This window comes from Sphingomonas sp., from assembly GCF_035910975.1.
In the GTDB taxonomy this organism is placed as follows: domain Bacteria; phylum Pseudomonadota; class Alphaproteobacteria; order Sphingomonadales; family Sphingomonadaceae; genus Sphingomonas.
In genome coordinates this window covers 194,514-212,281 of the sequence record NZ_JAMHWM010000029.1, presented here as the reverse complement: position 1 = coordinate 212,281, position 17,768 = coordinate 194,514, and the positions used below count along the sequence as shown (strand labels likewise).

Annotated in this window: 18 protein-coding genes; 10 read left to right on the top strand and 8 right to left on the bottom strand. The window is 67.5% G+C overall.

Annotated elements, in window-relative coordinates:
* Positions 1-57: 57 nt before the first annotated feature.
* Positions 58-1,464 (top strand): DNA recombination protein RmuC, encoded by a 1,407-nt coding sequence (rmuC, locus tag VYI76_RS07330; protein ID WP_326524116.1) that lies wholly within the window; start codon positions 58-60, stop codon positions 1,462-1,464.
* Here the strand turns inward: rmuC and VYI76_RS07325 are convergent, their stop codons facing one another.
* A complete protein-coding gene (locus VYI76_RS07325) occupies positions 1,465-2,169 on the bottom strand; it encodes an META domain-containing protein (RefSeq protein WP_326524115.1) in 705 nt (234 codons plus the stop codon).
* Positions 2,170-2,236: 67 nt separating this feature from the next.
* Entirely contained in the window at positions 2,237-4,825 is a 2,589-nt protein-coding gene (locus VYI76_RS07320) for a glycoside hydrolase family 2 TIM barrel-domain containing protein (RefSeq protein WP_326524114.1), read from the bottom strand.
* Between the two features lie 114 nt (positions 4,826-4,939).
* Between VYI76_RS07320 and VYI76_RS07315 the strand changes: the two genes are divergently transcribed.
* Positions 4,940-5,899 carry an NAD(P)H-dependent flavin oxidoreductase gene (locus VYI76_RS07315; RefSeq protein WP_326525054.1) on the top strand — a complete coding sequence of 320 codons (960 nt, stop codon included), beginning with the start codon at positions 4,940-4,942 and terminating at the stop codon, positions 5,897-5,899.
* 51 nt (positions 5,900-5,950) lie between these two features.
* Here the strand turns inward: VYI76_RS07315 and VYI76_RS07310 are convergent, their stop codons facing one another.
* Positions 5,951-6,415 (bottom strand): DUF1465 family protein, encoded by a 465-nt coding sequence (locus VYI76_RS07310; RefSeq protein ID WP_326524113.1) that lies wholly within the window; start codon positions 6,413-6,415, stop codon positions 5,951-5,953.
* A gap of 127 nt (positions 6,416-6,542) precedes the next feature.
* Entirely contained in the window at positions 6,543-6,740 is a 198-nt protein-coding gene (locus VYI76_RS07305) for a YdcH family protein (protein WP_326524112.1), read from the bottom strand.
* 142 nt (positions 6,741-6,882) lie between these two features.
* On the opposite strand from VYI76_RS07305, the gene VYI76_RS07300 reads away from it, so the two are divergent.
* Positions 6,883-7,044, top strand: coding sequence for a YdcH family protein (locus VYI76_RS07300; RefSeq protein ID WP_326524111.1), 162 nt, complete (start codon positions 6,883-6,885; stop codon positions 7,042-7,044).
* 373 nt (positions 7,045-7,417) lie between these two features.
* Here the strand turns inward: VYI76_RS07300 and VYI76_RS07295 are convergent, their stop codons facing one another.
* The 4 genes from VYI76_RS07295 to VYI76_RS07280 all read right to left on the bottom strand — a co-directional run bounded on the left by VYI76_RS07295 (position 7,418) and on the right by VYI76_RS07280 (position 10,517).
* Positions 7,418-7,795 (bottom strand): PilZ domain-containing protein, encoded by a 378-nt coding sequence (locus VYI76_RS07295; protein WP_326524110.1) that lies wholly within the window; start codon positions 7,793-7,795, stop codon positions 7,418-7,420.
* A gap of 104 nt (positions 7,796-7,899) precedes the next feature.
* Positions 7,900-8,358, bottom strand: coding sequence for an RNA polymerase-binding protein DksA (gene dksA / locus VYI76_RS07290; protein WP_326524109.1), 459 nt, complete (start codon positions 8,356-8,358; stop codon positions 7,900-7,902).
* 902 nt (positions 8,359-9,260) lie between these two features.
* Positions 9,261-9,953, bottom strand: a complete 693-nt coding sequence (locus VYI76_RS07285; protein ID WP_326524108.1) for a hypothetical protein — start codon at positions 9,951-9,953, stop codon at positions 9,261-9,263.
* Between the two features lie 120 nt (positions 9,954-10,073).
* Entirely contained in the window at positions 10,074-10,517 is a 444-nt protein-coding gene (locus VYI76_RS07280; RefSeq protein ID WP_326524107.1) for a host attachment family protein, read from the bottom strand.
* 90 nt (positions 10,518-10,607) lie between these two features.
* On the opposite strand from VYI76_RS07280, the gene serS reads away from it, so the two are divergent.
* From serS to VYI76_RS07245, 7 genes are all read left to right on the top strand, one after another.
* A complete protein-coding gene (gene serS, locus VYI76_RS07275; protein ID WP_326524106.1) occupies positions 10,608-11,879 on the top strand; it encodes a serine--tRNA ligase in 1,272 nt (423 codons plus the stop codon).
* 118 nt (positions 11,880-11,997) lie between these two features.
* Complete coding sequence (gene surE, locus VYI76_RS07270; protein WP_326524105.1) at positions 11,998-12,765, top strand: 5'/3'-nucleotidase SurE; 768 nt, start codon at positions 11,998-12,000, stop codon at positions 12,763-12,765.
* Positions 12,766-12,775: 10 nt separating this feature from the next.
* Positions 12,776-13,855: a M23 family metallopeptidase gene (locus tag VYI76_RS07265; RefSeq protein ID WP_326524104.1), complete on the top strand. Its 1,080-nt coding sequence runs from the start codon at positions 12,776-12,778 to the stop codon at positions 13,853-13,855.
* Positions 13,856-13,991: 136 nt separating this feature from the next.
* Entirely contained in the window at positions 13,992-15,011 is a 1,020-nt protein-coding gene (locus tag VYI76_RS07260) for a potassium channel family protein (RefSeq protein ID WP_326524103.1), read from the top strand.
* Positions 15,008-15,346 (top strand): DMT family protein, encoded by a 339-nt coding sequence (locus VYI76_RS07255; RefSeq protein WP_326524102.1) that lies wholly within the window; start codon positions 15,008-15,010, stop codon positions 15,344-15,346. Before VYI76_RS07260 ends, VYI76_RS07255 begins: the two co-directional genes overlap by 4 nt.
* 50 nt (positions 15,347-15,396) lie before the next feature.
* Positions 15,397-16,734: a 30S ribosomal protein S12 methylthiotransferase RimO gene (gene rimO / locus VYI76_RS07250; protein ID WP_326524101.1), complete on the top strand. Its 1,338-nt coding sequence runs from the start codon at positions 15,397-15,399 to the stop codon at positions 16,732-16,734.
* Between the two features lie 92 nt (positions 16,735-16,826).
* Positions 16,827-17,747 carry a hypothetical protein gene (locus VYI76_RS07245; RefSeq protein ID WP_326524100.1) on the top strand — a complete coding sequence of 307 codons (921 nt, stop codon included), beginning with the start codon at positions 16,827-16,829 and terminating at the stop codon, positions 17,745-17,747.
* Positions 17,748-17,768: the final 21 nt, after the last annotated feature.

Genomic DNA, 17,768 nt, shown 5'->3' with positions numbered 1-17,768 from the left:
CCGGCCGCCACGGGATAGGTTCGCCGTCTGTTCCCTTAGACGCGAGCCCCGCCGACCATGGATTCCGCCCTCTTCCTGCTGATCCTGCTCGCGCTCGTCGTCGGGGTGGGCCTGGGCTGGCTCCTCGGCAGCCGCGGAGTGGTGGCGGCGCGGGCGGAGCGCGATGCGCGCGAGGAGGAGTTCAAGCGCGCGATTTCCGAGCTGGCGGTGGCGTCCGAACGGGTGCGCGACATGCCCGAGCTGCGCGACGCGCTGGAGCTGACCACGCGGGAGCGGGACCAGGCCCGCCTCGAACTGGCCGAGCTGAAGGCCAAGGCCGGCGCGTTCGAGGAGCGTCTGGCCGAATTCAAGGCGGCCAAGGACGTGATGGCGGGCCAGTTCCGCGAGACCGCGCAGACGATGCTGGTCGAGGCGCAGGATCTGTTCCTGAAGCGCGCCAACGAACGCTTCGGGGAGGCAGGCCAGGCCAATGAGGCGAAGATCAAGGCACTGCTCGCCCCCGTCGAAGTCACGTTGAAACGCTATGAGGAAGGGCTTCAGCGCGTCGAGAAGGATCGCGTCGACAGCTATGCCGGCCTGCGCGAGGCGGTGGAGCAGGTCCGCGCCGGCCAGGGCCAGGTGCGCGACGAGACCGCCAAGCTGGTCAACGCGCTGCGCACCAGCCCGAAGGCGCGCGGGCGCTGGGGCGAGCAGTCGCTGCGCAACGTGCTCGAACAGGCCGGCCTCTCGCCCTTCGCCGATTTCCAGCAGGAAGTGGTGGTCGGAACCGACGACGGCGTGCTGCGCCCCGACGTGGTGGTACGCCTGCCTGGCGGCAAGCAGCTCGTGATCGACGCGAAATGCTCGCTCAACGCCTTCCTCGACGCCAGCGACGCGACCGACGACACCGCCCGCGCCAGCGCGATGAAGGCGCATGTCATGTCGGTGCGCACCCATGCGCAGCAACTCGGATCGAAAAGCTATTGGGACAAGTTCGGCGACGCCGCCGATTATGTCGTGATGTACATTCCCGGCGAGCATTTCCTCTACGCCGCACTGGAGCAGGACCCGCAGCTGTGGGAATGGGCCATCGAGCGCCGCGTGCTGCTGGCGACGCCCACCAACCTGGTCGCGATCGCCAAGACCGTCGCCAACATCTGGCGGCAGGAAAAGCTGATCGACGACATGAAGGAAGTCGACGCTCTGGGCAAGGAGCTGCACGATCGGCTCGCCGTTGCGGCAGGCCATCTGAAGCGCGTGGGTAACGGCCTCAACTCGGCCGTCGACAACTACAACAAGTTCGTATCCAGCTTCGACGGCCGGGTCATGGTGTCCGCACGCAAGTTCAAGCAACTGAGCGTCGGCACGGGCGCGCGAGACATCGAAGCTGTCGATACCGTCGATGTTTCCGCCAAGCCGTCATCAGCCGAAGTCGCCGCCCTGCCCCCGGCACAGAATGACGACGGCGAGGCGGCGGCAGAGTAGTTACCGCTCGCGCCGCAGGGTGACGGTCGAACGCCCGCCGGTCAGCACCAGCGTGTCGCGGTTGCCCTGGCTGACCTTCACCGGCTGGCGAAGGATGCGGAAGAAGGCGTTCTCGACGTCGCTCGCGCCACCTGCGCAGTACATCTGGGTCGAGATGACCTGACCGGTCGTCAGCGTGCCGCGATGGAAGCGATAGCCACCGCCATAGCCATTGCAGATTTTCCCCTGGATGCGGTCTCGCGTGAAACCGACGGTGGCGGGACGCTCCAGCCGGACGGGGCGGCCGTCGATCGCGGAGATACGCCAGTTGCTGTTCGACAGCATGCCGCCGTCCGGATTGCCGGGATTGCCCGGACGCTCGCTCAGGACCCGGCCGCCGCAGCCCGACATCGTGCGCCGGCCAATCGTCACCTTGACGGTGTCGGCATAGGTCCGGTCGCTCATCCCGTCGGAACAGCGGGTGTGGGTGATGTCCACCGTCATCCCGCGCGCGCGATAGAGTTCGCCGTTGATGCCGGTGATCGGGCGCGGCCTGGCAACCGTGGTCGCGCGGCCCTGCATCGGCTTGTAGGTGATGGTCGCGCGATCGATCGTCAGCGACCAGAAGGGTTCGGTGCCGAGCGCCCGGTACGGTTCGGCACGCGATTGCGCCGCCGCCGGGGTGGCGAGGATGGCGAGCGGGGCAAGCAGCAGCAGGGCCTTCATCGAAAATCTCCTTTGCGCCGGGAAGGATGCAACGCGCCGGCTGAACGGCGGGTTGCAGGTCCGTTCATCACGGAGCGACGGATCGGCCCGCCGGGCGCACCGTGATCGCGGAGAGGATCGCGTCGTCGCCGAAATCGAGGTCCAGCGTGCCGTCGTCCACCGTCACGTCGAAGCTGCGTTCGACGGCGCGCAGCACGTCGCCCGCCGCGGCGCGGGGATCGAAGGCGCGCAGCTTCATCCGTCCCTCGGCCGCGACCGTTATCCGTCGCGGGGCGCGAATCGTCGGCTCCACGAACAATAACGTCACACGCCAGCGACCTGTCGGGAGCGGGATGGCGTAGTTGAAACGACCAGTCCGATATCCGCTGCGCAGCCGGGCATCGCCGACGCCGGACAGGCGCTCCACCTCCGCCCCGGCGATGCGGTGCGCCTCGCCGCCACGGAAGAAGGCATCGGAGCCGGTACGGTGCCCGTCGGCGGCGGTGAAACCGGCGAGGTCGCCAGCGTTGATCGTCAAACCTGCCGCCGCATCGGGCGCGTCCCAGTCGACCGCGTCGCGAAGGTCGCCGGCGACGGCGACCAGGCGGTTCGCACCGGCATCGAGCCGCACCGCCGGCCACACGCAGATCCGTTCCGGGCATGGTCGCTCACCGAGATCGCGGCCGTTGAGCGAAAGCCGCGCGGCGGGCGCGTTGCTGTACACCCGCACGTCGGTGACCGGATAGGCGCGGCGCGTGTAGCGACGCTGGGTGATGTGCAGTACCGGATCGGCGGACCACTGCGCCTTGTAGTAATAAAAGGCGTCCTTGCGCGTTCGCCGGTCGAAGCTGACCAGCCCCTTGTCGTTGATGTCGGTGGCGTCGCCTTCCCGCCGCGGCGCGGTCGAGAAATCGAACATGTTCCAGATCCAATTGCCCCACAGATACGGCCGATCGCGCAGCTGCGGCCAGCTGCGTTCGTGGAACCAGGCCTGATAATCTTCCGGATGCGGGCGTCCGCCCGAGCTGATCGGGCCGCCCTCGGGATCGTCGCTGTGCTGGCTGAGGGCGCCGCCCGCGCCATATTCGCTGACCGAGATCGGGATCGTCGGGTGCCGCGCGCGCAGCATGTCGAGGTGCGGGCCGAGGTCGGCCGGCTTGCCGTAATACCAGCCGAAATACCGGTTGTAGCCCATCAGGTCGGCATGGCCGGTCAGGACCGGCAGGTACGCCACCTTGTCGCCGGGCGTCGCCTCGCAGCAATCGGCGATGACGGTCGGGCGTGAGGGATCTTCCGCCCGCGAGAGGACGTGAAGGTCGTCGAGCAAAGGTCGCGCGTCGGCCCTAGGACCCAGGCGATTGAACGCCAGGTCGATGTCGACCTCGTTGCCCGTCCCCCAGGTGACGACGGAAGGGTGATTGTAGTTCTGGCGGATCAACTCGATCATCTGCGCGCGGGCGTTGGCAATCAATTCCGGGCTGGCCGCCGCGTCGCCGAACGCGACCTTGTTGACGAAGGGCAGTTCGGCCCAGACGGTCATCCCCGCCTCGTCCGACAGGTCGAACCACTCCTCCGCATGTTGATAGTGCGCGAAACGAATGCTGTTCGCACCCATCTCCGCGATCAGCGCCATGTCGCGTTCGTGCTCGGCGCGGCCGATCGCCCAGCCCTGCCCCAGCCAGTCCTGATGCCGTGACACGCCGTGTAGCGGCAGGTGGCGGCCGTTGAGGACGAACCCGCGCGCCGGATCGATCGCGAAGCGGCGCACGCCGAACCGTTCGACGACGCGGTCGAGCAGGCGCGCGCCGTCGCGCAGTTCGACGGTGGCGGTATAGAGATGGGGATCGCGCCGCCCGTCCCACAGGCGCGGTGCCGGCAGGCGGATCGCCTGTTCGATCGCGGCGCTTCCGTCGCTGCGAGCGACATCGCGCGCGACCTCGCGCCCGGCGGCGTCGCGCAGCAGGGTCGCGACCGTCACGCCGGCCGGCGCACGCAGCTTCGTCCGCACCCGCACCGTCGCCGCATCGGGTCCGATCTCGTCGGCACGGACGAACACGCCGGGGCTGCCGTGGTCGAGCAGGTCGATATGCGCATCGCCGACACTGACCAGCGAGACCGGCCGGTACAGCCCGCCGTGGATGAAGAAATCGCCGAGCAGCGGGATCACATGTTCGGTCGGGCTGCCCGGCGCGGGTTTCGAATTGTCGGCACGGATCGCGATCAGGTTCGGGCCGGCGCGAACCAGCGCGTCCGTCACGTCGAAGCGGAAACGCGAAAAGGCGCCGGCGTGGCGCCCGACATGCCGCCCGTTGACCCACACGTCGGCGACATTCCCGACCGCGTCGAACTGCAGATAATGACGCGGGCGATCGGGCAGCGCCGCGCCATCGAGCGTCAGGCGATACCAGCCCTCGCCCTGCCGCTTGCGTTGCGGGGGATTGGCCTCGGTGGTGTAGACGCCGAGCGCGTTCCAGCTGTGCGGCAGCGCGACGGGCGCCCAGTCGCCGTCGTCGAAGCCCGGTTGCGCCGCCGCGACCGGCGCAGGACCGTCCAGGAAGCGCCAGCCGTGCGGCAACGGCGTCACCACCCGATCGGTGCCGGGCGGCGATCCACGAGGCGTCGCGACGCACGCGCCCAGCACGGCCAGCGCGATCAGCAGCAGGAACAGGCGCGGCATCACGGCATCCCCTCTCCATCCACCGTCAGCGTGGCGGCTCGCCCCGGCGGCTGTCAACGCGGGGCGACCGCCTCGCGCTGGACAGCCCATTTCGGTTGCGGCATGAAACCCGATATGGCCTTACCCCCCCTCCTTGATCGCCTGGCGCTGCCGGTCATCGGCTCGCCGCTGTTCATCATCTCCAGCCCCGAGCTGGTCATCGCGCAGTGCAAGGCGGGAATCGTCGGGTCCTTTCCCGCGCTCAACGCGCGACCGCAGGCGCTGCTGGACGAATGGCTGCACCGCATCACCGAGGAGCTGGCGGCGCACAATCGCGACCATCCCGATCGCCCGGCGGCACCCTTCGCGGTCAACCAGATCGTCCACAAGTCCAACGACCGGCTGGAGGCCGACATGGCGACCTGCGCGAAGTGGCAGGTGCCGATCGTCATCACCTCGCTGGGCGCACGCGAGGATCTCAACACCGCCGTCCACGGCTGGGGCGGGATAACGCTGCACGACATCATCGACGATCGTTTCGCGCGCAAGGCGATCGAGAAGGGCGCCGACGGCCTGATCGCGGTGGCGACAGGCGCCGGTGGCCATGCCGGGCGACTGTCCCCCTTCGCGATCGTGCAGGAAATCCGCCAGTGGTTCGACGGGCCGCTCGCGCTGTCGGGGGCGATCGCCAACGGCGGTGCGGTGCTCGCCGCGCAGGCGATGGGTGCGGACCTGGCCTATATCGGATCGCCGTTCATCGCGACGACGGAGGCCAATGCGGTCGACGGGTACAAGCAAGGCATCGTCGAAGGACGCGCGGCCGACATCGTCTATTCCAACCTGTTCACCGGGGTGCACGGCAATTACCTGCGCGGGTCGATCGTCGCGGCGGGGATGGACCCGGACAATCTGCCCGAGGGCGACCTGAGCACGATGAGCTTCGCCGACGGCAACAGCAGCAAGGCCAAGGCGTGGAAGGACATCTGGGGATCGGGCCAGGGGATCGGCGCGATCGGCGCGGTGCGCCCGGCGGCCGATTATGTCGCGCAACTGATCGAGGAATATCGCGCGGCGCGGGCCCGGCTGTCGCTCTAAGGACCGATCGACATTCAGGTCATTTCGGCGCCCTAGCCGCGAGCCGTCGGATTACCCCGCCATCGCGAGCTTCAGGCGTTCCTGCATCGACTGAACCGGGCTGTCATACTGGCGCGGCCGAGCCTGTGCGCGATCGAAGCGGGCGACGCGGGCGTGGAGGTCGATACTGCCGCCGATCAGCAGCCTGGCGCCGTCGGGCAGCGTCGAGACCGCATCCTCATCAGTCGCGGGCGCCCCCCCCAGCCGGCGCGAGGGATCAAGCGCGTCCTTGATCGCGATCTCGCCGCTTGCCACCGCGCGCTGGGTCAGCAGCCAGGCGATCACGTGCATCAGACGCGTCGTGACCTTCATGGACTCGCACGAGAAGACCACGCGGTCGAGCGCGCTCAGCGCGTCGCGATCCGCCCGCCCCGCCTCGTCGAAATAGCCGCGCGCCTCGTCGGCGAGCAGCATCGCCTCGACATACAGCGAATCGACCAGCCTGCGGTGCATCCGAGAATGCGGCCCGTCACGCATCACCTGCTCCGTATTCCCCCATTTCGGGCAGCTTGCCACAGCCCCCCGCCCCACGCCACGCCCGGATTGAATCGGCTCGCCGAAAATGTCCCGATCCGGGTCGAAGCCGGCGCGCGCGAACCTGTTGTCAGGCGATGATGTCAGGCACCAGCAGATCATCGAGCTGGGCGATCTCGTCCTTCAGCCGCAGCTTGCGCTTCTTCAGCCGGGCGATCTGCAGCTGATCGGAGGCGCTACCGGCCAGCAGCGCGTCGATCGCCGCGTCGAGATCGCGATGCTCGACCCGCAGCAATTCGATCCGGCGCCTGATCTCGGCTTCGTCCATCGTTCCTTCCGCAGCAGCGACGATTCGGCCCGTCGCCGAAATCCGCTCCGGTCGTCGATTGCATCGATTTACACCCGCGACAAGCGGACCGGTTCATGATCTACTGGGTTTTCCCTCAACAACCAGCAAGGAGATACCATCCATGCAGACCGCGCATTTTTCGGCGCTCGAGGCGAAGCACGCCTCGCTCGACGCCCGGATCGCCGATGAGGAAGGACGCCCCGCGCCCGATCAGACGGTGATCGCCGACCTGAAGAAGCGCAAGTTGCGGCTGAAGGAAGAAATGACCGTCGCCGCGCACTGACACGGCACGAGCAATAGCACGAAGCCCGGCGAAACGTGCGCCGGGCTTCAATTTTTCATCAGTATACAGATTTCGAAGAGCGTTCGCCGCAGCCGTGATGCCTGAGGGTCAGGCCCCATTAATTGCGATGGACGTGATTGCCCGGACGCGCTCGCCCGGCAAGGAGCAGATCGCAGCGCGTAGCAGAGCTACACGCAAGACCCGCGACGCAGATCGGCGGGCGCGTCCGGGCAACCGCGAAGCGGCGGGCGGATTCTGGCCCAGGGCGGCGTCGATCGTCGGTCACGATGCATTGGCATCGCTCCGCTCCTCTCTCCTTGCCCTGAACCAGAATCCGCTCCGTCACGACCATCGCAATTAATGGGGCATGACCCTAAAGAACGGCGCGCTTGCGCTTGGGCGGCTGTGGCCGCGGCGGCACCGCGACGGGTTTCCGCGCGCGCAACGGATCGACCTCGGTCTCGAAAGCGATGCCGAGGCGGCCTTCCGTGATCCAGGCGACCTGACCGGCAATCGCGCCGATCCCGCGCACCTCGACCTCGACCGCGTCGCCGATCGAGGCACGTCCCGAATATTCGGCCATCAGGCCGCCGGGCGACAGGTTTCGCACGCGCACCGTAACCGGCGCCGCCAGCGCGGGCAGGACGAGTCGCGCCGACAGGAACAGGCTGTCGCGGGCACCGCCTCGCTGGGCGGTCGCCTCGTCTTCGGCGGTGTAGATATTGGGATCGTTCGAAAACTGGTCCATCATTCCGGCCGCTGGGAGGTTGTTTGCCCAGCGTTAGACCATGTAATCATATCAAAAGCGTAAATGCGGCGCCAAACATGCCGCCGTCAGCCCCGGAAGCAGGATGGTCAGTCCTCGCGCGATACCCGCTCGTTGCGCTCGTGGCGTTCCTGCGCCTCGACCGTCATCGTCGCGATCGGTCGCGCTTCGAGCCGGCCTAGCGAGATCGGCTCGCCAGTCACCTCGCAATAGCCATATTCGCCTTCGTCGATACGGCGCAGCGCGGCATCGATCTTGGCAATCAGCTTGCGCTGGCGATCGCGGGTGCGCAGTTCGATAGACCAGTCGGTCTCGCTGGTGGCGCGGTCCGCCAGATCGGATTCGCGAAGAGAATCTGCCTGCAGCTGGGAAAGCGTGCCGGCGGCCTCGCGATAGATCGCATCCTTCCAACCATTAAGCTTCGCGCGGAAATAGTCCTGCTGTCGCGGGTTCATGAACGGTTCGTCGGCGCTGGGCCGGTAACCGTTTCCAATGTCGTTCGCCGGAATGGGAAAGTCGCCACCCGACGTCTCAAGAACAGTTGCCATCCCCACTCTCCACCTCGGTTTCCCGCCGGGATCGTGCCGCCCCTGCGAGACCGCCTTGTTTTGCCCGCGCCGCCTATACGGGAGGCGCAACGCCTTCACAAGCGAGCGATTTCGCGAACGTCCGTGATCTGTGGCGGCCATGGCACAGAGTCGCTGTATCGCGCCTGAACACCGATTCGCCGCCGGGTTGATCAAGTGCTTCCGTAGCGACCTGACGAAGTGGCTTTGTTACCGATCGAGTGTCCCACAACAATACGTTAACCATGGAAACGGCGGTGAAGTATCAATATTTCTCAAACTTGATGATAATAACGTGGTTAATGAGATTGCACTTAACGCTTTGTTCTGCACTTCTTGGGATGGGACACCGGAACAGCTGTAGTCACACGGCGGTTCGGACAGTACGGGAAAAAGCAGATGTCGGTACGGATGGCTCTGGCGAAACTGGCGGCGGCCGCAACAGGCGGCGCGCTGATCGGTGGCGGTGCGGTGCATGTCGCCGATCAGGTGCAGGCCAAGCGTAACTTCGCGGCGAAGCCGAGCGTCAAGAAGGCGCCACCGCCGGTCCGGCGCGCGCCGCCCGTAAAGCGGAAAATTGCCTACAGCCGCGCGACGGAATGCCTTCCGGTCGGCGGTGCGGGCACGACCAAGGTGGTCCGCTCGGGCGGGGCGCACGGTGCAGGCGCGGGCGCCGATTACGCCCATGGCGCCGGACAGGGTGGCCACGGCGTGATCCAGGGCGGCGAATCGAGCACGGCGACGACCACCACCTACGGCCGCATGTGGGTCGGCAGCGGCAGTTCGCGTCGCCAGGTCCGCTGCGTCATCCGCCGCGTCACCGAAACGACCAGCGGCGGCGTGGTCGTGACCACGCAGGGCGCACCTGTTCCCCTGCCCCCGCCCTATGTCGGATCGAGCGGCGAGATGATCGTTGGCGGCGGCGGCGGCGGTCCCGCGATCATCGGCGGCGGCGGTGGCGGCGGATTCGTCGGCGGCTTCTTCGCGGGCGGCTTCTTCGGCGGCGGATCGTCGGGCAGCAGCGGCGTCATCATCTCATCGACATCGTCGGGTTCGACCTCGACCTCCACCGGCGGTTCGTCGACCTCCACGGGCGGGTCATCGACGTCGACCGGCGGATCATCGACGTCGACCTCGACCGGCGGATCCTCCACATCGACCGGTGGGTCTTCGACCTCCACCTCGACCGGCGGGTCGTCCACTTCGACGTCCAGCGGCAACGTCAGCTCGACCTCGTCTTCAAGCGGGAACGTCAGTTCGAGCTCGTCCTCCAGCGGCAACGTGAGCTCGAGTTCGTCGTCCAGCGGCAACGTGTCGACATCGTCGTCAACGTCTTCCTCCACATCGACCGGCACGTCGGGATCGACGTCCACCTCGAGCTCGTCGGGATCGTCGTCGAAGGGCTGGGAATGCAAGTACAAGTGCGGCGGCTGGTCGTCGAACGGCGGCTGGTCCTCTAACGGCGGCCATACCTCGACGGGATCGAGCGGTAACACCGGTTCGAGCGGTGGGCCGACCCCTGTTCCCGCCCCGCCGATGGTCCTGCTGTTCGGCGGCGCCGCGGCCGCGCTGGTCATCCGCCGTCGCTTCATGAAGAAGAAGGCCGACGCCGCCGCCTGATTCACGTCTATTCGGCAAGATGAAAGGCCCGGTTCCCTTCGAGGGAGCCGGGCCTTCGTCATTCCGGGCGTGTCGCGTTACTGGGCCGCGACAAGCGCCTTCTCGATCTCGTCGATCGGATGGCCGGTCAGCGTCTTGTCGATTTCGCCGAGCAGCCGCTCGCTGACTTCCCTGTGATAATGTTTCCGCATCTCGCCCAGCGTCTTGGGCGGGGCGATGATGATGAGCGATTCGAAATCCTGCGACAGTGCGCGCTTTTTGAGCAGGGCGGCCGTCTCTGCGGCGAAGCGATCTTCCTCCAGCTGGTGAAAATCGGTTTCCTCATACGCGCTGCGCCCCGGCGAGAAGCTGGCGAAGGAGCGGCCGGGACGGTCGCTCGATTGTTCGCCGTCGCTGGGGTTGATCTGTTCCTGCGCGTGTTCGACCTGCAGGTTGGGATGCAGGCCGTCGCCCTCGTTGCGCAGGAACAGCATCTTGCGACCGTCCGCCACGACGACGAGGGCATTGTTGGGAACGCGCATATCGGTCTCCTTCTTTTGCGTGTCCCTATCCAAACGCCCCGCCCGCAGCCGGGTTGCGAAGCCCGCGCCCGAGCGTCATAGCCGCGGCCCATGCACGACATCCGATCCATCCGAGAAAATCCGAAAGCCTTCGACGCCGGCCTGGCCAGGCGCGGCCTGGCGCCGCAATCGGCCGCGTTGCTGGCGACCGACGAGCGCGCCCGCGCGCTGACGACCGAGATGCAGGCCGTGCTGGCGCAGCGGAACGAGGCGTCGAAGGCGATCGGAGCGGCCAGGGCGCGCCGCGACGACCCCACCGACCTGATGGCCGAGGTCGCCGCGCTGAAGGAACGCCTGCCGCTGATCGAGACCGAACAGAAACAGGTTGCCGAAGAGCTGTCGGCCGCGCTGGCGGCGATCCCCAACCTGCCGCTGGGCGACGTTCCGAAGGGTGCCGGCGAGGACGACAATGCGCTGGTGCACGAACGCGGCACCCTGCCCGACTTTGCCTTCACGCCGGCCGAACATGACGCGATCGGACCAGCGCTGGGGCTCGATTTCGATACCGGCGTCAAGCTGTCGGGCGCACGCTTCACGCTGCTGCGCGGGCACGCGGCGCGCCTCCATTCCGCGCTCGGCCAGTTCATGCTGGCGACGCTTTCGGGCGAACATGGCTATGAACAGGTCGTGCCGCCCCTGCTGGTACGCGACGAGGCGGTGTTCGGCACCGGCCAGCTGCCCAAGTTCGCCGACGACCTGTTCCGCACCACCGACGGCCGCTGGCTGATCCCGACCGCCGAGGTGTCGCTGACCAACATCGTGCGCGAGAGCATATTGAGCGAGGACGAGCTCCCGCTGCGCTTCACCGCGCTGACCGCCTGCTTCCGGTCGGAAGCGGGTGCGGCGGGTCGCGACACGCGCGGCTTCATCCGCCAGCACCAGTTCGAGAAGGCCGAGATGGTGTCGATCACCACGCCCGACCAGTCGGAAGCCGAGCATGAGCGGATGACGGCGGCCGCCGAGGACATCCTGACGAAGCTGGGCCTGCCGTTCCGCCGCATGAAGCTGTGCACCGGCGACATGGGCTTCACCGCGGCGCGCACCTATGACCTTGAGGTGTGGCTGCCCGGCCAGGCGCGCTATCGCGAGATTTCGTCCTGTTCGACCTGCGGCGATTTCCAGGCGCGCCGCATGAGCGCGCGCTATCGCCCGGCGGGCGAGAAGGGCACGCGTTTCGTCCACACGCTCAACGGATCGGGGCTGGCGGTGGGGCGCACGCTGGTCGCGGTGATCGAGAATTACCAGCAGGAGGGCGGCGCGGTCGCGGTGCCCGAGGCGCTGCGAGCGTTCATGGGCGGAGTGGAGCGGCTGGAGCCGAGATAACATCCGTTCGCCCTGAGCCTGTCGAAGGGCCGTTCTTCGATACCCCCGCTGATCGCTTGCCGCACGAAGGACGGTGCTTCGACAAGCTCAGCACGAACGGAAGCAGTGGCGAACCGCAATGCGCATCCTCCTTACCAACGACGACGGAATTCATGCTCGCGGGCTGAAGCTGCTGGAACAGATCGCCCGCACGATCAGCGACGACGTCACCGTCGTCGCGCCGATCGAGGAACAGTCGGGCAAGGGCCGGTCGCTGACGCTGACCGATCCGGTGCGGCTGCGCAGCTTCGGCGAGAAGCGCTGGGCCGTCACCGGCACCCCGACCGATGCCGTCATGGTGGCGCTCGCCGAGATCATGAAGGATGCGAAGCCCGACCTGATCCTGTCTGGCATCAATCGCGGCGCCAACCTGGGCGAGGACGTCAGCTATTCGGGCACTGTCTCCGCCGCGATGGAGGGTGCGCTGGCGGGCATACCGTCAATCGCGCTCAGCCAGCGCTATGCGCTTTCGGCGCCGGGCGAGCGGGTGAGTTTCGAAGCGGCGGAGGCCTGGGCCGAACGCACGCTGCGTCCGTTGATCGCTATGGAGTGGGCGCCGCGCACGCTGGTCAACGTCAACTTCCCGCCGGTGCCCGCCGACGAGGTTGCCGGCATCAGGGTCGTGTCGCAGGGACTGCGCGACTATGGCCGGCTGCGGCTGGACAAGCGCACCGATCCGCGCGGGTTCGACTATTACTGGATGGGTCTCGGCCGCGTCCCCTTCTCGCCCGTCGCCGACACCGATCTGGAAGCGATCGAAATGGGCTATGTGACGGTCACGCCGCTGCATCTGGATATGACGCATCGTGAATCGCTTGCTAAGGTCGCCGCGGCCTACGGGGGCTGAGGGGGAAGCGATGGGCAAGAGGGGGTTGGTCGCCGCGATCGCGCTGGTCGCGCTGTCGGGGTGCATTCCGGGCGGACAGGGGCCGCGCTACGATGCGTCGCCGACACAGCCACCGCCGCCCCAGCACTATCAGGACTATCAGCGCCAGACACTCGACGACGGCGTGGTCGCGCCGCAATCCCCCCCGCCGGCGTGGAAGGCGCAGCCGGTGTCGCCCGATGCACGCACCGTGGCGGCGCAAGAGTATGTCGTGCAGCCGGGCGACAGCCTACGCTCAATCGCCGAGAAGACCGGCGCGGGATCGGAGGCGATCGCCCGCGCCAATGGCCTGTCCTCCCCGTTCACCATCCGCGCCGGCCAGCGGCTGGCCATCCCCGGCGGACGCTGGCACCTGGTCCGCGCGGGCCAGACCGGTATCGCCATCGCGCGTGCCTACGGCGTCGACTGGAGCCGCGTGGTGACCGACAACGCTCTGGAGGAGCCGTACATATTGCGCGTCGGCCAGCGCATCCTGATCCCCGGCGGCACGGCGGCGGGCCAGCGCCCGATGACCGCGGCCGAGCGGGCCGCCGCTTTCCGGCTCGACATCGACGATCTGGTGACGGGCAGCGAACCGGCGATCGCCGGCAACCAGCGCCCCGTGCGCCCGACCACCACGCCCGCGCGGCCGGTCCCGTCCGTCGCGCAGGTCGCACCGCCCACCGCCGCGCCCGGCCAGTTCGTGTGGCCGGTGTCGGGCAGCATCGTCCGCCGCTTCGGTCCCGGCCAGTCGGGCGAGCGCAACGACGGGATCAAGATCGCGGTGCCGGTCGGCACGCCGATCCTGGCCGCCGCCGACGGCGTCGTCGCCTATGCCGGCAGCGACGTGGCGGCGTTCGGCGGGCTCATCATCCTGCGCCACGGCACCAACCTGACGACCGTCTATGGCCACGCCAGCCAGTTGCTCGTCACCCGCGGGCAATCGGTGAAGAAGGGCCAGCGCATCGCGCTTTCCGGCGACAGCGGGTTCGCCGACCGCCCGATGCTGCACTTCGAGGTCCGCCAGGGACGCACGCCGATGAACCCGGCGAATTATCTGCCGGGACGGTGAGCGTGATGCCCGCCACGCTCACCGTTCCCCGGCGAAGGCCGGGGTCCAGTTCGCCCCCCCTGTACCGTCAGTTTGCAAGCTCCGGCCAGCCTGGGCCCCGGCCTTCGCCGGGGAACGGCGCGATCACAACCCACTCATGACCCGCGGCTCCCCGCCCGGCACGCTGAAGCGCAAGGGCCAGTTGCCGGTGTGGCTGTCGATCGGCTGGCGCGTCTTCGCGGTGCTGGCGCTGGTCGGCCTCGCCGTCGCGGTGCACTGGTTCGACCGGACGGGCCTGCGCGACAATTACGACGGGCATGTCAGCTTCCTCGACGTCGTCTATTTCACGATGATCTCGATCACCACGACCGGCTATGGCGACATCGCGCCCGTAAGCGATCGCGCGCGGATGTTCGACGCGCTGATCGTCACGCCGATCCGCGTTTTCGTGGTGCTGCTGTTCATCGGCACCGCATATAATTTCGTGCTCAAGCGAACCTGGGACAAATGGCGCATGGCCCTGATCCAACGCACCCTGACCGGCCACATCGTCGTCGCCGGATATGGCGAAACCGGCAGCGAGGCGATCGACGAACTGATCGCGCGCGGCGAGAAGCCCGAAGGCTTCGTGGTGATCGATACCAGCGCCGCCGCGCTCGCCCGCGCCAAGGCGTGCGGGTGCATCGTGATCGACGCCGATGCGACCCGCGACCAGACGCTGAAGGACGTCGCGGTCGATCGTGCCCGAGCGATGATCGTGACGGCGGGGCGCGACGACACCTCGATCCTCATCACGCTGACCGCGCGGCACCTGGCGCCAGACCTGCCGATCAGCGTCGTCGTCCGCAACGAGGACAATGAATTTCCGGCCCGCGCCGCCGGCGCCACCACGGTCATCAACCCGGTCAGCTTCGCCGGACTGCTGCTGGCGAGCGCGTGCAGCGGACGGCATGTGACCGACTATCTGACCGATCTCGCCTCGGTCCACGGCAAGGTCGCGCTGGGCGAACGCCCGGTGACGGCGGATGAGGTCGGGCGTCCGCTCTCCGGCCTCGACACCGGCACCGGCCTGCGCCTCTATCGCGGCGACCAGTCGTTCGGCCGGCATGAGCCCGAGGCGCAGGCGCTCCGGAGCGGCGATACCATCGTCGAGATCACCGCGACGCCGGCGAAATGACCGAGCGCCTGCTTCCGATCGGCCTGCTGGTCGTGTCGAACATCTTCATGACCTTCGCCTGGTACGGGCATCTGAAGCACAAGGCGGCGCCGATCTGGGCCGCGATCCTGGTCAGCTGGGGCATCGCCTTCTTCGAATATTGCCTGGCGGTGCCGGCCAACCGGATGGGCAGCAACGTCTATTCCGCCGCACAGCTGAAGGGGATGCAGGAAGTCATCACGCTGGCGGTCTTCGCCGGCTTCTCGATCCTCTATCTCGGCGAGCGGATCACGATGAACCACGTCATCGGCTTCACCCTGATCGCGGCGGGCGCGTGGTTCGTGTTCCGGGGGTGACGGCCACCTAGAAGTTTGCCCGCAAATCGCCTATGTCGCGGCGCATTCCCATGGCTACAATACTCCCCTCTCCGCCGCGTGTCGGCATGGTTTCGCTCGGCTGTCCCAAGAACCTGGTCGACAGCGAGCGCATCCTGACCCAGCTACGCGCCGACGGCTACCAGATGTCGCCCGACTATGCCGGGGCCGACGTCGTGCTGGTCAACACCTGCGGCTTCCTCGATTCCGCCAAGGAGGAATCGCTGGAGGCGATCGGCGAGGCGATCAAGGAGAATGGCCGCGTCATCGTGACGGGGTGCATGGGCAAGGAAGCGGACGTGATCCGCGCGCGCTTCCCCAATGTCCTCGCGATCACCGGCGCGCATGAATATGAACAGGTGGTCGAGGCGGTGCACGAGGCCGCGCCGGCCGGTATTTCGCCTTACGTCGATCTGATCCCCGACGCCGGGCTGAAACTCACGCCGCGCCACTACAGCTATCTGAAGATTTCAGAGGGCTGCAACCACCGCTGCGCCTTCTGCATCATTCCCAGCCTGCGCGGCGACCTGGTCAGCCGCCGCCCCGACGCGATCCTGCGCGAGGCGGAAAAGCTGGTCGCCGCGGGAACGCGCGAGCTGCTGGTCATCAGCCAGGATACCTCCGCCTACGGCATCGATATCCGGGCCGACGTGCGCCAGTGGAAGGGCCGCGAGGTGCGCCCGCACATGACCGATCTGGCGCGCGAACTCGGCCAGATCGCGCCATGGGTACGGCTCCACTATGTCTACCCCTATCCCCACGTCGACCAGGTCATCCCGCTGATGGCCGAGGGGCTGGTGCTGCCGTACCTCGACATCCCGTTCCAGCATGCCTCCCCATCGGTGCTGCGCGCGATGAAGCGGCCGGCGAACGACGCCAAGGTGCTCGCGCGGATCAAGGGCTGGCGCGAGGTGTGCCCTGACATCGCGATCCGTTCGACCTTCGTCATCGGCTTCCCCGGCGAGACCGAGGAGGATTTCCAGTATCTGCTCGACTGGCTCGACGAGGCGCAGCTCGACCGCGTCGGCGCGTTCCGCTTCGAGCCCGTCGAGGGCGCGTCAGCCAACCACCTGCCGAACCCGGTGCCGGAGGAGGTCAAGGAGGAACGCTACGCCCGCGTGATGGAGAAGACCGCCGCGATTTCAGCCGCGAAGCTGGCGGCGAAGGTCGGCCGCACGCTGGAGGTGATCGTCGACGCGGTCGATGAGGACGGCGGAGCGACCGCGCGATCGCAGGCCGACGCGCCCGAGATCGACGGCGAGGTGTTCCTGCGCGACGCCGGGGCGCTGAAGGTGGGCGACATCGCCCGCGTGGTAATCGAGGACGCAGACGAGCACGACCTTTACGGGGTGCCGACTGCGACCCAATAGGCCGTTCGGGCTGAGCTTGTCGAAGCCCTGCCCTTCCTCTTTTCATCCAGAGAAAGACAGTGCTTCGACAGGCTCAGCACGAACGGTGGTGGTTGGCAGCGCTTGCGCCCCTGCTGCTTGCCGCACAGACCCCGGCCCCCGTCGCCGTCACCCGCGTCAATCCGATGGCCGTGCAGGACGACGACTTTGCTCGCCACCGCGACTCGGCAACGTGGCGCGGGCTAACGGTCGACCGGATCGACTTCGGCGAGGAGCGCGCGACATGGCGGTTGTTCCGTATCGCCGACCGCAGGCGCCCGCACGGACCGCTATGGTTCGTGCCGCATGACGACGAGAATGCCGGCTTCGATGCGGCGATGGTCGGCCTGCGCAGATACGGCGGCACGCTGATCGCGGTCGATTCGGGAGTCGCGGGGCAACCCGACGGCATCCGCCGTAATCGATCGGTCGGCACCGGGCGCGGGGTCGATCCCAATCGCAATTTCCATGACGGCCTGCCGCGCTATGCCGCGCAGGTGCTCAGCCCTCTGGTAAAGGGCGCGTGGCCGGTGATCGCGCTGCACACAAATTCGCGCGGCTATGATCCGGCGCGCTCGACGTGCGCGCGGCCGGGCGATCCGGTGCACGACAGCGTGATCTCGATCCACGTCTGCAACCGCACCTTCTCACCCGTCGCCTCGCAGTCGCGCCGCTATCCGTTCGACGACGACGACACGCTGGCGATCCTGCCATGGCTGGCGCGCGGCGACCGGCGCGAGGCGTTCTGCGGACGCGAACTGGAGGCGGCGGATTTCAACGTCAGTTATGAACGCGTCGCCAATACCGACGGCTCGCTCAGCAACTATGCGATCCTGCGCGGGCTCGACTATCTCAATTTCGAGACACTCGACCGCGGGCTCGAACCGGGGCCGCTGGCACAGGCGCGCGACCGACTGGTGGCGATGATCGACGGCGCGATGAAAGCATGCGGGCACAAGCGCCCGGCCCGCCCCCGCGCGATCCGCTTCCGCTGAACCGCGCGGTTGGGTAGAGCG

What these genes read in the sequence shown, in the direction of transcription:
- VYI76_RS07320 (WP_326524114.1), bottom strand. Translation starts at nt 4,825, where the DNA reads ATGCCGCGCCTGTTCCTGCTGCTGATCGCGCTGGCCGTGCTGGGCGCG.
- dksA (WP_326524109.1), bottom strand. Translation starts at nt 8,358, where the DNA reads ATGGCAACTGTTCTTGAGACGTCGGGTGGCGACTTTCCCATTCCGGCG.
- surE (WP_326524105.1), top strand. Translation starts at nt 11,998, where the DNA reads ATGCGCATCCTCCTTACCAACGACGACGGAATTCATGCTCGCGGGCTG.
- VYI76_RS07265 (WP_326524104.1), top strand. Translation starts at nt 12,776, where the DNA reads ATGGGCAAGAGGGGGTTGGTCGCCGCGATCGCGCTGGTCGCGCTGTCG.
- rmuC (WP_326524116.1), top strand. Translation starts at nt 58, where the DNA reads ATGGATTCCGCCCTCTTCCTGCTGATCCTGCTCGCGCTCGTCGTCGGG.
- rimO (WP_326524101.1), top strand. Translation starts at nt 15,397, where the DNA reads ATGGCTACAATACTCCCCTCTCCGCCGCGTGTCGGCATGGTTTCGCTC.
- VYI76_RS07310 (WP_326524113.1), bottom strand. Translation starts at nt 6,415, where the DNA reads ATGCGTGACGGGCCGCATTCTCGGATGCACCGCAGGCTGGTCGATTCG.
- VYI76_RS07255 (WP_326524102.1), top strand. Translation starts at nt 15,008, where the DNA reads ATGACCGAGCGCCTGCTTCCGATCGGCCTGCTGGTCGTGTCGAACATC.
- VYI76_RS07315 (WP_326525054.1), top strand. Translation starts at nt 4,940, where the DNA reads ATGGCCTTACCCCCCCTCCTTGATCGCCTGGCGCTGCCGGTCATCGGC.
- VYI76_RS07260 (WP_326524103.1), top strand. Translation starts at nt 13,992, where the DNA reads ATGACCCGCGGCTCCCCGCCCGGCACGCTGAAGCGCAAGGGCCAGTTG.
- VYI76_RS07295 (WP_326524110.1), bottom strand. Translation starts at nt 7,795, where the DNA reads ATGATGGACCAGTTTTCGAACGATCCCAATATCTACACCGCCGAAGAC.
- VYI76_RS07285 (WP_326524108.1), bottom strand. Translation starts at nt 9,953, where the DNA reads ATGACCAGCGCGGCCGCGGCGCCGCCGAACAGCAGGACCATCGGCGGG.
- VYI76_RS07300 (WP_326524111.1), top strand. Translation starts at nt 6,883, where the DNA reads ATGCAGACCGCGCATTTTTCGGCGCTCGAGGCGAAGCACGCCTCGCTC.
- serS (WP_326524106.1), top strand. Translation starts at nt 10,608, where the DNA reads ATGCACGACATCCGATCCATCCGAGAAAATCCGAAAGCCTTCGACGCC.
- VYI76_RS07305 (WP_326524112.1), bottom strand. Translation starts at nt 6,740, where the DNA reads ATGGACGAAGCCGAGATCAGGCGCCGGATCGAATTGCTGCGGGTCGAG.
- VYI76_RS07325 (WP_326524115.1), bottom strand. Translation starts at nt 2,169, where the DNA reads ATGAAGGCCCTGCTGCTGCTTGCCCCGCTCGCCATCCTCGCCACCCCG.
- VYI76_RS07280 (WP_326524107.1), bottom strand. Translation starts at nt 10,517, where the DNA reads ATGCGCGTTCCCAACAATGCCCTCGTCGTCGTGGCGGACGGTCGCAAG.